Origin of the sequence: [Collinsella] massiliensis (assembly GCF_002161605.1) — a bacterium.
GTDB lineage: Bacteria > Actinomycetota > Coriobacteriia > Coriobacteriales > Coriobacteriaceae > Enorma.
In genome coordinates, this window is record NZ_NFIE01000020.1 from 1 (window position 1) to 13,747 (window position 13,747).

11 protein-coding genes and 1 rRNA gene are annotated in these 13,747 nt (G+C 68.1%); 1 reads left to right on the top strand and 11 read right to left on the bottom strand.

The features are described from left to right. From B5G02_RS08335 to B5G02_RS08350, 4 genes are all read right to left on the bottom strand, one after another. Window positions 1–1,410, bottom strand: a 16S ribosomal RNA gene (locus B5G02_RS08335); the annotation flags it as partial. A gap of 447 nt (window positions 1,411–1,857) precedes the next feature. After that, window positions 1,858–3,270 (bottom strand): phosphoglucomutase, encoded by a 1,413-nt coding sequence (locus B5G02_RS08340; RefSeq protein WP_094335885.1) that lies wholly within the window; start codon window positions 3,268–3,270, stop codon window positions 1,858–1,860. Between the two features lie 161 nt (window positions 3,271–3,431). Next, window positions 3,432–4,328: a homocysteine S-methyltransferase family protein gene (locus tag B5G02_RS08345; protein WP_094335886.1), complete on the bottom strand. Its 897-nt coding sequence runs from the start codon at window positions 4,326–4,328 to the stop codon at window positions 3,432–3,434. Next, a complete protein-coding gene (locus B5G02_RS08350) occupies window positions 4,329–4,760 on the bottom strand; it encodes a metal-dependent transcriptional regulator (protein WP_094335887.1) in 432 nt (143 codons plus the stop codon). It abuts the gene before it with no gap. A 214-nt stretch (window positions 4,761–4,974) separates the two neighbouring features. Here B5G02_RS08350 and pepT point away from each other — a divergent pair, with 214 nt between their 5' ends. After that, window positions 4,975–6,225, top strand: coding sequence for a peptidase T (gene pepT / locus B5G02_RS08355; protein ID WP_094335888.1), 1,251 nt, complete (start codon window positions 4,975–4,977; stop codon window positions 6,223–6,225). Between the two features lie 89 nt (window positions 6,226–6,314). Here pepT and B5G02_RS08360 read toward each other — a convergent pair whose 3' ends face one another. The 7 genes from B5G02_RS08360 to atpH form a co-directional block, all read right to left on the bottom strand. Further along, the gene (locus B5G02_RS08360; protein ID WP_094335889.1) at window positions 6,315–7,511 is read right to left on the bottom strand and encodes an LCP family protein; all 1,197 of its coding nucleotides are present in this window, start codon (window positions 7,509–7,511) and stop codon (window positions 6,315–6,317) included. Window positions 7,512–7,522: 11 nt separating this feature from the next. After that, on the bottom strand, window positions 7,523–8,806 hold the full coding sequence (gene murA, locus B5G02_RS08365) for a UDP-N-acetylglucosamine 1-carboxyvinyltransferase (RefSeq protein WP_094335890.1): 1,284 nt from the start codon (window positions 8,804–8,806) through the stop codon (window positions 7,523–7,525). Between the two features lie 84 nt (window positions 8,807–8,890). Continuing rightward, window positions 8,891–9,283 carry an ATP synthase F1 subunit epsilon gene (gene atpC / locus B5G02_RS08370; protein ID WP_094335891.1) on the bottom strand — a complete coding sequence of 131 codons (393 nt, stop codon included), beginning with the start codon at window positions 9,281–9,283 and terminating at the stop codon, window positions 8,891–8,893. A 2-nt stretch (window positions 9,284–9,285) separates the two neighbouring features. Continuing rightward, window positions 9,286–10,743 (bottom strand): F0F1 ATP synthase subunit beta, encoded by a 1,458-nt coding sequence (atpD, locus tag B5G02_RS08375; RefSeq protein ID WP_019240042.1) that lies wholly within the window; start codon window positions 10,741–10,743, stop codon window positions 9,286–9,288. Next, the gene (gene atpG / locus B5G02_RS08380; protein WP_019240043.1) at window positions 10,740–11,651 is read right to left on the bottom strand and encodes an ATP synthase F1 subunit gamma; all 912 of its coding nucleotides are present in this window, start codon (window positions 11,649–11,651) and stop codon (window positions 10,740–10,742) included. The genes atpD and atpG overlap by 4 nt, the downstream gene beginning before the upstream one ends. 4 nt (window positions 11,652–11,655) lie before the next feature. Continuing rightward, window positions 11,656–13,272: a F0F1 ATP synthase subunit alpha gene (gene atpA / locus B5G02_RS08385; RefSeq protein ID WP_019240044.1), complete on the bottom strand. Its 1,617-nt coding sequence runs from the start codon at window positions 13,270–13,272 to the stop codon at window positions 11,656–11,658. Beyond that, window positions 13,265–13,738: an ATP synthase F1 subunit delta gene (gene atpH / locus B5G02_RS08390; protein ID WP_019240045.1), complete on the bottom strand. Its 474-nt coding sequence runs from the start codon at window positions 13,736–13,738 to the stop codon at window positions 13,265–13,267. Before atpH ends, atpA begins: the two co-directional genes overlap by 8 nt. Between the last annotated feature and the right edge of the window lie 9 nt (window positions 13,739–13,747).

Sequence of the window (13,747 nt, forward strand, 5' to 3'; positions counted from 1 at the left end):
CGGTTGGGCCGGCGGCTTCGGGTGCAGACGACTCGGGTGGTGTGACGGGCGGTGTGTACAAGGCCCGGGTACGCATTCACCGCGGCATGCTGATCCGCGATTACTAGCAACTCCGACTTCGCGGGGGCGGGTTGCAGCCCCCGGTCCGAACTGGGGCCGGCTTTCGGGATCCGCTCCCCCTCGCGGGGTGGCAACCCTCTGTACCGGCCATTGTAGCACGTGTGCAGCCCCGCGCATAAGGGGCATGATGACTTGACGTCGTCCCCGCCCTCCTCCGGCTTGGCGCCGGCGGTCCCGCGTGGGTTCCCAGCTTAGTGATGGCAACACGCGGCGGGGGTTGCGCTCGTTGCGGGACTTAACCCAACATCTCACGACACGAGCTGACGACAGCCATGCACCACCTGTATGGGCTCCTCTCGGCCCCCGGGTCTCCCCGGGCTCACCCATATGTCAAGCGCGGGTAAGGTTCTTCGCGTTGCTTCGAATTAAGCCACATGCTCCGCTGCTTGTGCGGGCCCCCGTCAATTCCTTTGAGTTTTAGCCTTGCGGCCGTACTCCCCAGGCGGGACGCTTAATGCGTTGGCTGCGGCACGGGGGGATCGTCCCCCCACACCTAGCGTCCATCGTTTACGGCCGGGACTACCAGGGTATCTAATCCTGTTCGCTCCCCCGGCTCTCGCGCCTCAGCGTCGGTGCCGGCCCAGAGGGCCGCCTTCGCCACCGGTGTTCCGCCCGATATCTGCGCATTCCACCGCTACACCGGGCGTTCCACCCTCCCCTGCCGGACCCAAGCCGCGCGGTTCGGGGGGCGGGCCGGGGTTGAGCCCCGGCATTTGACCCCCCGCCTGCGCGGCCGCCTACGCGCGCTTTACGCCCAATGAATCCGGATAACGCTAGCCCCCTACGTATTACCGCGGCTGCTGGCACGTAGTTAGCCGGGGCTTCTTCTGCAGGTACCGTCAGTCTCGTCCCTGCTGAAAGCGGTTCACGACCCGAAGGCCTCCATCCCGCACGCGGCGTCGCTGCGTCAGGGTTCCCCCCATTGCGCAAGATTCCCCACTGCTGCCTCCCGTAGGAGTCTGGGCCGTGTCTCAGTCCCAATCTGGCCGGTCGGTCTCTCAACCCGGCTACCCGTTGTCGGCACGGTGGGCCTTCACCCCGCCGTCTACCTGATGGGCCGCGACCCCATCCCCCGCCGCCGGAGCTATGCCCGGGCGGACATGCGTCCGCCCGGGGCCACCGGGTATCACCCGCGGTTTCCCGCGGCTGTCCCCGTGCGGGGGGCAGGTTGGTCACGTGTTACTCAGCCGTTCGCCACTCGCTTCCACCCGGAGGTGGGTGCCGTTCGACTTGCATGTGTTAGGCGCGCCGCCAGCGTTCATCCTGAGCCAGGATCGAACTCTCCGTCCAGAGCCCCCGAGGGGGCGCCGGGCGCGAGGCCCGCTCCGGCCGGCTTAAACGCCGATCGGATTCCATTCCGTTTGGGCGATGTCCTGGATGACGGGGAAGATATCTCTTCTTCCCTGTACTGGTTCGAGTGCATCGCTACATTCTATTCCGGAGATGGCTCCCGCCATCTCCCCTCCGAGCGCGCACATCGGGTCTCCCCTCCGTGCGCCTCGCGGTATCCGGTTCCCAAGGTACGCGCCGGCGCGGCTCTCGCTCGGCCGCGCGGCAAGGAGATATAATGCCAGAAATCCCGGCGGGCGCAAGCGGGGATGCTCCCCTCCACATCTCCTACATAATTGAGCCCTGTGCGGTGGTTTTGACCACTATATATAGTGTTTCGAAAACGCTCGTCTACTATTTGCTACCGCTCGCCGAACCCGTGATGAATTTGAAAACCTTTCTCCGGTCTTAGCAGACGCCGTTATCAAGCGCCTCGCCGCGCGCGATGTCGCACCCGGCCTCGAGCAGCTGATCGCGTTCCTGCACGGTCGGAGCCTCCGCGTACACGCGCACCACCGGATCCATGCGGCTCGGGCGTAGGAGCACCCACGACTCATCCTCGAATTCGAGCCTGAGTCCGTCCATGTGGCTCACCGCGACCGGCGCGCGCCCCGCGACGGTGCGGGGATTGAGCCCCGGCAGCATCGTGCGGAAGATCTCACTCACCTCGTTCTCGACGCGCAGGTCGCGCATCGCGTAGGCCATGGCGCCGTACTCCCGCTCGACCTCGTCGACGATCTGCCCGAGCGGCTTGCCCTCGACCGCCATGAGCTCGCAGAGCACCAGCGCGATGTGCAGCCCGTCGCGCTCGAGCATATGGGTGGGCACGCAGATGCCCGTCCGGCCCTCGACGCCCAGCAGCACGTCGCCCTTCAACGCTTCCTTATATATATGTTCGAACCCGGTGGGCTTCATGGTCACGCGGCAGCCGAGCGAACGCGCCATGCGCCGCGTGAGCGTCGACGCCGCGACGCCCAGGACGACGCGACCCGTCTGGCCGCGGTGTTCGACGAGGTGCTTGAGCACGAGCGTCGCGATCATGCGTGGGCTGATGAACCGCCCCCGCTCATCGACGGCGCTCAGGCGGTCGGCGTCGCCATCGGTGACGAAGCCCGCGCACGCATTGGTCTCCATAACCGCACGCTCGCAATCGTCCACCCAGGGCTCGACGGGCTCGGGGTGCACGTCCAGGGTGTCCTCGTCGTCGGAGCCGTGGATCTCGGCCACGTTGATGCCGAGCGCGCTCATGACCTGGGGCAGATAGGTGCGACCGGCCCCGTAGAGCGGGTCGTAGAGCACCGAGAGTCCTGCCTGCGCGATGGCGACGCCGTCCACCGATGCGCAGAGCGCGTCCAGGTAGGGCGTGACGATGTCGGTGCGGTGGATGCCCCCGTACACGCCGATGGGCTCGGCGGACACGTTGCGCTCGATCTCGTCGGACGCCTCGCGCGTCACCGCGACGCCGTCGCTCCCGTAGATGCGCACGCCCAGGTAGTCGTATGGATGATGCGAGCCCGTCACCATGATGCCGCCGCAGGCGCGCGCGTCCTGCGCCACGGTCCAGGCCAGCGCCGGGGTGGGCGCGAAGCGGTCGGACACCTTTGCGGCGAGCCCGTGCCCGGCGAGGATCCTTCCCACCAGGCAGGCGAGGCGCTCCGCCTCGGCGCGCGTGTCGAACGCGACGTAGACGAGGGCGCCCGGGGTGGCCTGCGCCCAGAGCCCGCCGACGGCATCGGCGATGCGTGCGAGATCTACCTCGATCGCCTCGTCGTCGACGCGCGCGTACCAACCGTCGGCGGACAGGTGAATCATCGTGCTCATCGAGCATGCACTCCTTGGATGCTGTTTCGGTTATGCGGTGAGGCAGCATGCGGAACCAAGACCCCGCGCCGCGGTGCCGCACCATCCATATACCCAACATTCATGGCCGCCGTGCGCGGCACACCGTCTTCGCGGAAGCGCGCTGGCGCGGCTATCGCATCTTATATAAGTGCATCCGCCATGGCCGCGGTCGTAGCGGGCGTGCCGCCGCAGCAGCACCCCACAAGGCGCGCGCCCGCGTCCCGCCACCGCACGCATGCCTGGGCGAAGCGCTCCGCCGGGGCGGGCCAGACGAGCGCGCCGTCCTCCGTGCGCGTTGGGTTCCCCGCGTTCGGCCTCACAGAGACCGGGGTGCGCGCCGCGCGCAGCAAGCGCGGGAGCGCGGCATCGGCCGCCTCGATAGAGCAGCAGTTCACCCCGACCGAGCCGGCCCCGTGCTGCTCGGCGTACACCGCGGCACCCTCGATGGTGAGGCCGTCCCCCAAAAGGCAACCGCGCTCATCGACCGCGAAGCTCACGAGCACCGGCATGCCGTCCGCGATGTCGCGCACGCCCGTGAGCGCAGGGCCGAGGTCGCGGATGGAGCAGAACGTCTCGAGCATGACGGCCGAGACGCCCGCGGTGAGCAGCGCGAGCGCCTGGTCGCGGTACGCCGCGCGGGCTGCGCGGTACTCCGGGGAATCCTCGCGGAACCATTCGATGCCGCAGGGGCCGATGGAGCCGACGACGGGGAGGCTTCCCGCTGCGCGCGCGTTGTCGACGGCAGCGCGGTTCACTTCGGCCATGTCGCGCGCGACCCCGTCACGCTCGAGCGCCGGCGCGGACGCTTGGAACGTGTTCGTGAGCATGACCTGCGCGCCCGCCGCCGCGTAGAGGCGGTGCAGGCGCTGCACGGCCTGGGGCTCGGCGAGGTTCCAGAAGGCGGCGGGGACGCCCTCCGCATCGGGCTCGCCCATGAGCATCGTGCCCATGGGGCCCTGCATGAGGAGCGTCTCGCCCTGCAAGCGCTCCATGAGCTCGCGGGCGCCCGTGCGGTCGAAGTAATCCGCCTGCGCCATCTAGGATCGCCCGTCTTCGAATGCGATGCCCTGGCGCTCCAGGTACGAGAGCCAGCGCTCCATGGTGTCTTCCGAGAGGGCGTGCTCCATCTTGCACGCCTCGGCATCGGCGCGGTCGAAGTCCACCCCGAGCTCCTGGGTGAGGAACGCGCGGAGCAGGCGGTGGCGGCGCCACACGGCATCGCCGATCTCGCGCCCCTGGTCGGTGAGCGTGATCCTGCCGTAGTGGGACTGCTCGACGAGGCCCTGCGCCTTGAGCGCGGTGATCGCCTTGTTGACCGACGCCTTCGAGACGCCGAGGCGCGACGCCACGTCCACGGAACGCATGCCGTCCGTCGCCCCTCCCTCTTCCTCGATGCGGACGAGACACTCGAGATAGTCCTCGTTCGACATCGTGAGATGCAGCTCCTGCGATGCCGCGGTGGTATCCATGAAACGCTCCCATCGTCGTGATTTCCGCACGATTGTACCCCAACGCCCCGCCGGTCTGCCCCGCTGCACCGGAGTCGCACACGGCACGGGGCGACGGGCGGCGAGCGGGCGCGCTGCTCGCCGCTCCCCGGCGGGAGCGCGTGCTAGAGTGGGGCTATGCGAATGGCGGAAGGGGCGCCCGGGCGGGCGCCCGCCGCGGGAAAGGAGCATTATTGTGGCAGACCAGCGCACCCCGTCCGACGTCCTCGAGCGCTTCCTGCGCTACGTGCAGGTCGATACGCCGTCGAGCGACGCCCATGCCGACCAGACCCCCTCGACCCCGGAGCAGTTCGACCTCGCGCGCCTGCTTGCAGACGAGCTGCGCGCACTGGGTGCCGAGGACGTCGCGGTCTCCGAGCACGCCTACGTGACCGCGCACGTCCCGGCGAGCCCCGGCGCTGAGCATCTGCCCGCCCTCGGGCTCATCGCGCACATCGACACCACGGAGGCGGCGCCCGGCCGCGGCGTGAAACCGCACGTCGTGCGCTACATGGGCGGCGACCTCGTCTGCGGCGAGCATGCGGGCGACCCCGTCGCCATCGGCCCCGACAAGCTCCCCGCGCTCGATGGGCTCGTGGGCGAGGACCTCGTCTGCTCCGATGGCACGACGCTCCTGGGCGCGGACGACAAGGCAGGCGTGGCCGAGATCATGGCGCTCGTCGCGCGCCTGGCCGCGCACCCGGAGCTACCGCACCCGCGGCTGGGCATCTGCTTCTGCCCGGACGAGGAAATCGGCCACGGCGCCGCCCTCCTCGACCTGGAAGCGTTCGGCTGCGCGTTCGCCTACACCGTCGACGGCGGGCCCATTGGCGAGCTCGAATGGGAGTGCTTCAACGCCTGCGAGGTCATCGTCACGTTCCAGGGCTACTCCATCCATCCCGGCGACGCGAAGAACCGCATGGTGAACGCCGCGAACCTGTTCTGCGCCTTCCATGCCATGCTGCCGGCCGCGATGCGCCCCGAGCACACCGAGGGCTACGAGGGCTTCATCCACCTGCTCGGGGTCTCCGCCACCTGCGAGCGCGCGTGCGCCCGCTACATCGTGCGCGACCATGACGCGGGGCTGTTCGAAGCGAAGATCGGCCTCATGGAGCGCGCAGCGGCGTTCCTGAACGCCGAGCTCGACACGGAGCGCGTGCGCGTGGAGGTGCGCCGGGAGTATCGCAACATGGCCGAGGTCGTCTCCGCGCACCCCGAGCTCATCGAGCGCGCGAAGGAGGCCTTCGCCGCCGCCGGCATCGAGCCGCGTGTGCTCCCCATCCGCGGCGGCACCGACGGCGCGCAGCTCTCGTTCCGCGGGCTCCCCTGCCCCAACCTCTCAACCGGCGGTTACGCGTTCCATGGGATCAACGAGTTCATCCCCGTCTCGTCGCTCGAGGCGATGGTCGATGTCCTCGAGGAGCTCGTGGCGCGCTTCGCCCGATAAAACGCGGCGGGCTGGGCGCACGATTGCGCACCCAGCCCGCTGCTCCTTGGTGATAAAAAGGTGTCTGACACCATGTTATCAGCCTGGCGTTATTCGGATTCCGTGCTCTCCGCCTCGGCGTCGTCGCTCGTCGTGGCGGTTCCGTTCGACCAGTCCGAGCTCGAGTTCTCCGAAAGGTCACCGATGGTCGCGGAGCTGTCGCCGCCCTCGCCCATGGTCTGCGGGCCCTGCGGGTCCTCACCGGCGTCGACGCGCTCCATCATCTCGCGCAGCGCGTCCTCGTAGACGAACACGTAGCTCTGGCCGTCGATATAGGTGTCGTCGCCCGCCCAGGAGGGGATGTTCGCCGAGTACATGGAATCCGTGTCCATGCCGCGCATGGCGTTCACGAGCGCGATGATGTCGTTCACGGAGAGCGACGTGTGCACCATGTCGGCCAGCGAATCGAGGATCGCAGGGATGGTGCTCACATCGAGGCTGTTCAAGATCTTGTCCGCCAGCGCGCCAAGCACCATGCGCTGGTGGCGCATGCGCGTGTAGTCGCCGTCTGCGTAGAGGTAGCGCGAGCGGGCGAATGCGAGGGCGTGTTCGCCGTCGAGATGCTGCTGGCCGGAAGGCACGTCCACGCTCAGGTGCTCGTCGCCCTCGACCGCGTCGCCCTCGGGAATGTAGAGGTCGATGCCGCCCACGGCGTCGATGAGCGTCTCCATGCCGCTGAAGTTGATCTCCGCGTACTCCGAGATCTGGACGCCGCAGAGCTCGTTCACGGCCTCGACCATCTCCTCGGCGCCGTTGCCGTCATCCATCTGGCCGTACGTGAAAACCGCGTTGATCTTCATCGTGCTGCCCTTGTACTCGACCTTCGTGTCGCGCGGGATGGAGATGAGCGTGACCTGCTGCGTCGTGGCATCGATGCGCGCCAGGATGATGGAGTCGGTGCGGTAGGTGTCCTCGCCGGGGCGCCCATCGGTTCCCAGCAGCAGCATGTAGAACGGCTCGCGGGCCACGTCGGAGTCGACGAGCACCGCGCGGAGCTCGTCGGTGATGATGCCGGCGTCGTTCAGGCGCGCGACGATGCTGTTGAACCACAGCGCCACCGCGCTGCCCGCGGTGATGAGCATGATGAGCAGCGTGCACACGATGCTGCGGCGGATGATCTTGCCCCTGCGGCGCTTCCGCGCGCGCTCGGAATAGCGCGAGACGTTCTTGCGGCTGTAGATGCGGCTCGCGGTGGCCGAGGACGTCTGCCTCGACTGCTGTACCGCGCGTTTATGGCGAATCCCCATGGGCACCCTACCTAATCGTCCTCGGGATCGGGTAGCGACAGGCTTTCTACCTTCGCCCCCAGCCCTGTCAGCTTGTCAACGAACCGCTCGTACCCGCGGCGGATATGGTGCGTGGCCGAGACGTCGGTGAAGCCGTCGGCCACGAGGCCCGCCAGCACGAGGGCGGCACCGCCGCGCAGATCGGGCGAGACCACCTCGGCGCCGGAGAGGCGCTCGACGCCGTGCACGATGGCGTGATGGCTCTCGATGCGGATGTTCGCGCCCATGCGCACGAGCTCGGACGCGAACATGAAGCGGTTCTCGAAGATGTTCTCCGTGATGACCGAGACGCCGTCGGCCAGCGCGGCGAGCGCCATGACCTGCGCCTGCATATCGGTGGGAAAGCCGGGGAACGGAAGCGTCTGGATGTCCGTGGGCGCCGGGCGGTCGATGCGCCAGGCGCGCACGCCGCTCTCGAGGCGCTCGTAGCGCAGCCCCATGAGCTCGAGCTTCTTGAACACCATGCCCAGATGGACCGGGCTGAAGCCCAGGACCTCCACGCCCGCGTCGCCGGCGGCGAGGGCGGCCGCCACCACGAAGGTGCCCGCCTCGATGCGGTCGCCGATCACGCGGTGCTCCACGGGATGCAGCTCCTCGACGCCCTCGATCGTGACGACCGGCGTGCCGGCACCCGTGATCTTGGCGCCCATCTCGTTGAGCATGTTCGCCAGATCGACGATCTCGGGCTCGCGCGCGGCGTTGTCGATGATCGTCGTGCCGCGGGCGCGGACGGCCGCCATGATGAGGTTCTCCGTGGCGCCCACGCTCGCGAACTCGAGCGAGACCATGGAGCCGGTGAGGCCGTCAGGCGCGGCGGCATGGATGTAGCCGTGATCGGTGTCGAAGTTCACGCCGAGCGCCTCGAGGCCGAGGATATGCATGTCGATCTTGCGGGCGCCGAGGTTGCAGCCGCCCGGCATGGCGATCTTCGCGCGGCCGAAGCGACCGAGCAGGGGTCCCATGACGGCGGTCGAGGCGCGCATCTTCGCGACGAGCTCGTACGGCGCCTCCCAGCTATCGGCCGTGGAGGTGTCGATGCGCAGCGTGTGCTCATCGAGCACGTCGATGCGCACGCCCAGCCCCTTGAGTACCTTGCCCATCACATGGACGTCGGAGATGTTGGGGACGTTGGTGAGCGTCGTTGCGCCCGGCGCGAGCAGCGTCGCCGCCATGAGCTTCAACGCGGAGTTCTTCGCCCCGGAGACCTCGACGGCCCCCTCAAGGGCATGCCCGCCATGGACGCGGATGATGTTCACAAAGCCGCCTTTCACAACCATGCCCGGAACCGATGCGGCTCCGGGCATGGCACGTTCGCATTCACTCGTGGGGTAAGCAGCGCGCTACTTCGAGCACAGCAGCTTGCACCATGCGATTTCATTATAGAGATATGCGCGGCGTGCATCATCTGCGGACAAATTGCCCAATTGTTCTTCAAATCCGCGCAGGCGCTCGCGCACCTCGTCGGGCGAGACGGACGCCATGTCCTTGGCGCGCTCGGCCAGGATGACCACCTCGTCGCCCGTGATCTCGGCATAACCGCCATCCACGGCGAACGTGTGGCTCACCTCGCCCATACGCTCGTCGCACAGGCGCACGTACCCCGAGGCCACCGAGCAGATCTCGCTCGCATGGAGCGGGGCGACGCCCAGCTCGCCGTCGGTCGTGGGCAGCGCCACGAACACGGCCTCGCCCTCGTACGCGTTATGTTCCGGGCATACGATGCGCACACGCATGGCTACTCGCTCGCCTTCATCTTCTCAGCGCGCTCGCGCACGTCGTCGATGGTGCCGGCGTAGCGGAACGCCTGCTCGGGGATGTCGTCGCACTCGCCGTCGACGATGGCGGCGAAGCTTCGCACGGTGTCCTCGACGCGGATGTACACACCGGGGTTGCCGGTGAACTTCTCGGCCACGTGGAACGACTGCGAGAGGAACTGCTGCAGCTTGCGGGCGCGGTCGACCGTGAGGCGCTGCTCCTCGGAGAGCTCGTCCATGCCCAGGATGGCGATGATGTCCTGCAGGTCGGAGTACTCCTGCAGGATCTCCTGCACCTTCACCGCCACGCGGTAGTGCTCCTCGCCCACGATGCTCGGGTCGAGCGCGTCGGAGCTCGATGCGAGCGGGTCGATGGCCGGGTAGAGGCCGAGCGCCGCGATGGAGCGCGAGAGCACCGTCTGGGCGTCGAGGTGGGTGAAGGTCGTGGCCGGCGCCGGATCCGTGAGGTCGTCGGCGGGCACGTAGACCGCCTGCACCGAGGTGATGGAGCCGGTCTTGGTGGAGGTGATGCGCTCCTGCAGGTCGCCCATCTCGGTGGCGAGGGTGGGCTGATAGCCCACGGCGGAGGGCATGCGGCCCAGCAGGGCCGAGACCTCGGAGCCCGCCTGCGAGAAGCGGAAGATGTTGTCGATGAACAGCAGCACGTCCTGGCCGCGGTCGCGGAAGTACTCGGCCGCGGTGAGGCCGGCGAGGCCCACGCGCAGGCGCGCTCCCGGGGGCTCGTTCATCTGGCCGTAGACCAGGCAGGTCTTGTCGATGACGCCCGACTCGGTCATCTCGAGGTAGAGGTCGGTGCCCTCGCGCGTGCGCTCGCCCACGCCGGTGAAGACCGACGTGCCGTTGTGCTCCTGCGCGAGGTTGTTGATGAGCTCCTGGATGAGCACCGTCTTGCCCACGCCGGCGCCGCCGAAGAGGCCCGTCTTGCCGCCGCGGATGTAGGGCTCGAGCAGATCGACGGCCTTGATGCCCGTCTCGAAGATCTCGGTCTGGGTGGTGAGCTCGTCGAAGTGCGGCGCGGGATGGTGGATGGGGTAATAGCCCTCCACCTCGGGCATGGGCTTGCCGTCCACAGGCTTGCCCAGCACGTTCCACACGCGGCCGAGGGTCTCGGGGCCGACGGGCATCTTCATGGGCTCGCCGGTGTCCACCGCCTCGAGGCCGCGCTGCAGGCCGTCCGTGGAGGTCATGGCCACGCAGCGGGCCACGCCGCCCGGCAGCTGGCTCTCGACCTCGAGGACCGTGCTGATGTGCCCCATCGGGGTGTCGGCCTCGACGGTGAGCGCGTTGTAGATGCCGGGCACCTGGCCGGTGAACTGCACGTCCACCACGGCGCCGATGATGCGCACGATGCGGCCGGAGCCGGCGGAGCGGACCTGTCCGGCCTCCTCGATGGCCGTCTTCATGCTCGGGTCAATCATTGCTGTTCCTCCAATGCTGAGGCACCGCCCACGATCTCGTTGATCTCGGTGGTGATGGATGCCTGGCGCACGCGGTTGTACGTACGCGTCAACGTGGCGACGATCGCCGTGGCGTTCTCGGTCGCCGAGTGCATGGCCTTGCGGCGCGCGCCCTGCTCGGCAGCGGCGGAGTCGATGAGCGCCTGGTGGATGACGGTCAGGATGTAGCTCGGTACGAGCTCGCCCAGCACGTGCTCGGCCGAGGGCACGAACTTGAACGAGGACGAGACGCGCTCCGGCCCCTCGCCCGTGTTCTTGCGCGGGCCGTGCGCCATCGCGATCGCCTCGGGGTCGAGCGGCAGCAGCGTCTCGACGCGCAGCTCCTGGTCCACGCGGTTCTTCGCGTGATGGTAGACGATGACCACGCGGTCGAGCTTCTCGGCCTCGTACTCGCGGCAGACGTAGCTCGAGATCATGCGCGCCTGCTGCAGGTCCGGGTCCGCCGAAGTGCCCGCGAAGTGCATCACGAGGCCCGGGTGGTTGCGGAAGTAGTCGCTCGCGCGGCGGCCGCAGGTGATGATCTGGGCCTCCGCGCCCAGGCGGTTCCACGAGGCCATGAGCTTCTCGGCCTCGCGCGTCACCGACACATTGAAGCCGCCCGCGAGGCCGCGGTCGGACGCGACGGCGATGACGAGGCAGCGCTTCATGGTCTCGCGGCGCTTGAGCATGGGGTTGCTGCCCGCGACCTCGGCGTCCTGCGCCACCGTGAGCATGACATCGGTGAGCGCTTCCTTGTAGGGCTCGGATTGCACCGAGCGATCGAGGGCACGGCGGATCTTAGCCGTCGAGACCATCTCCATCGTGCGCGTGATCTGCTCGGTGCTCTGAACCGACGAGATGCGTTTCCTGATGTCGCGAAGGTTCGCCATGGGGTTAGCGCTCCTCTGCGCCGGGCTCGTCGTCCGCAGACGCGGAGTCGACCGCGTGCTTGGACACGAACTGCGTCTTGAAATCGCGGATGGCGTTGTCGAGACGTCCCTTGAGGTCGCCCTCGATCTTCTCGCTGCGCAGGCGCGTGAGCACCGGGCCGAACGAGTTGCGCATCTGCTCCAGGAGCTCGTCGCGGAACGGGATCACCTGGGAGAGCGGCAGGTCGTCGAGGTAGCCCTCGTTGCCCGCATAGAGCGCCACGATCTGCTCGGCCACGTCGAACGGCTTGAAGCGCGGCTGCTTCAAAAGCTCGGTCATGCGCGAGCCGTGCGTGAGCTGCTTCTGCGTGGTGGCGTCGAGGTCGCTGCCGAACTGCGCGAAGCCCTGGAGCTCCTGGTAGGCAGCGAGGTCGAGGCGCAGGTTGCCCGCGACCTGCTTCATGGCCTTGGTCTGGGCGGCGCCGCCCACGCGCGACACCGAGATGCCCACGTCCACCGCGGGGCGCTGTCCCTGGAAGAACAGGTCGCTCTGCAAGTAGATCTGGCCATCGGTGATGGAGATCACGTTCGTGGGGATGTACGCCGAGACGTCGCCGTCCTGCGTCTCGATGAGCGGCAGGGCGGTCATGGAACCGCTGCCGTGCTCCTCGGAGAGCTTGCAGGAGCGCTCGAGCAGGCGCGAGTGCAGGTAGAAGATGTCGCCCGGGTAGGCCTCGCGTCCCGGCGGGCGGCGCAGCGTGAGCGACATCTGACGGTACGCCACGGCCTGCTTGGACAGGTCGTCGTAGATCACGAGCACGTGCCCGCCCGGGTTCTCGGCACTCGCCGGCTTGCCGTCGCGGCCGTTGTACATGAAGAACTCGCCGATGGCGGCGCCCGCCATGGGGGCGATGTACTGCAGCGGCGCGGAGTCGGCGGCGGTGGCCGAGACGATCACCGTGTAATCGAGCGCCTGGTGCTTCGAGAGCGTCTCGCGGATGTTCGCCACCGTGGAGGCCTTCTGGCCGATGGCGACGTAGATGCAGATGATGCCCTTACCGCGCTGGTTGATGATGGCGTCGATGGCGATGGCGGTCTTGCCCGTCTTGCGGTCGCCGATGATGAGCTCGCGCTGGCCGCGGCCGATGGGGATCATCGCGTCGATGGCGAGCAAGCCCGTCTGGAGCGGCTCGCACACCGGCGTGCGGTCGATGACGCCGGGCGCCTTGAACTCGATGGGGCGGCGGTGCGTGGTGCGGATGTCACCCAGGCCGTCGATGGGCTGGCCGAGCGGGTTCACCACGCGGCCGAGCATGCCGCGACCCACGGGGATGTCCATGATGCGGCCGGTGGTGCGGCACTCGTCGCCCTCGGCGATGGTGTCGACCTCGCCGAAGAGCACGGCGCCGACCTCGTCGCGGTCAAGGTTCTGCGCGAGGCCGTACACGGTTCCACCCGTCTCGACGCTCTTGAACTCCAAGAGCTCGCCGGCCATGGCGTTGCGCAAGCCGGAGACGCGCGCGATGCCGTCGCCGACCTCGTCGACGTGGGACACCTCCTGGGTGTCGACGGTCGCCGCCAGGCTATCGAGCCTATCGGCGAGGGCGCGCGCGATGGACTGCGCGTCGATCTTCTCAGACATGGGCGGTTTCACCTCCATGCGATTCGTCGTCCAGATGGACGGAGGAAAGGGACTCGCGAGCCGCGCGGAGCTGCGTCTTGACCGAGATGTCGCGACGCTGGCCGCGCATCTCGAGCACGATGCCGCCGATGATGGACGGGTCCACGCGCTCGATGAGGAACACCTGCGTGCCGAGCTCGCCCTCGAGCTGCTTGGTGATGTCGGCACGGAGGTCTTCATCGAGCGGCACCGCCGTCGTGACGGTCACGCCCACGATGTCGGCGTCCTCCTCCGTCATGGCGCGGTACGTCTCGGCGATCTTCGGCAGCAGGTCGAGCTGGTCGCGCTCGACGAGCGTCCGAAGCACCTCGATGACCTCGGGAGCCGAGGAGGCGATCGCGTCGAGGTGCTTCAGGTCCTCGAACACGCGGCCCTCGGTCTTCGCGGCCTCGAGCAATGCGCGCGCATAGGTCTCGAGAACCCTCATCTCCCTGCG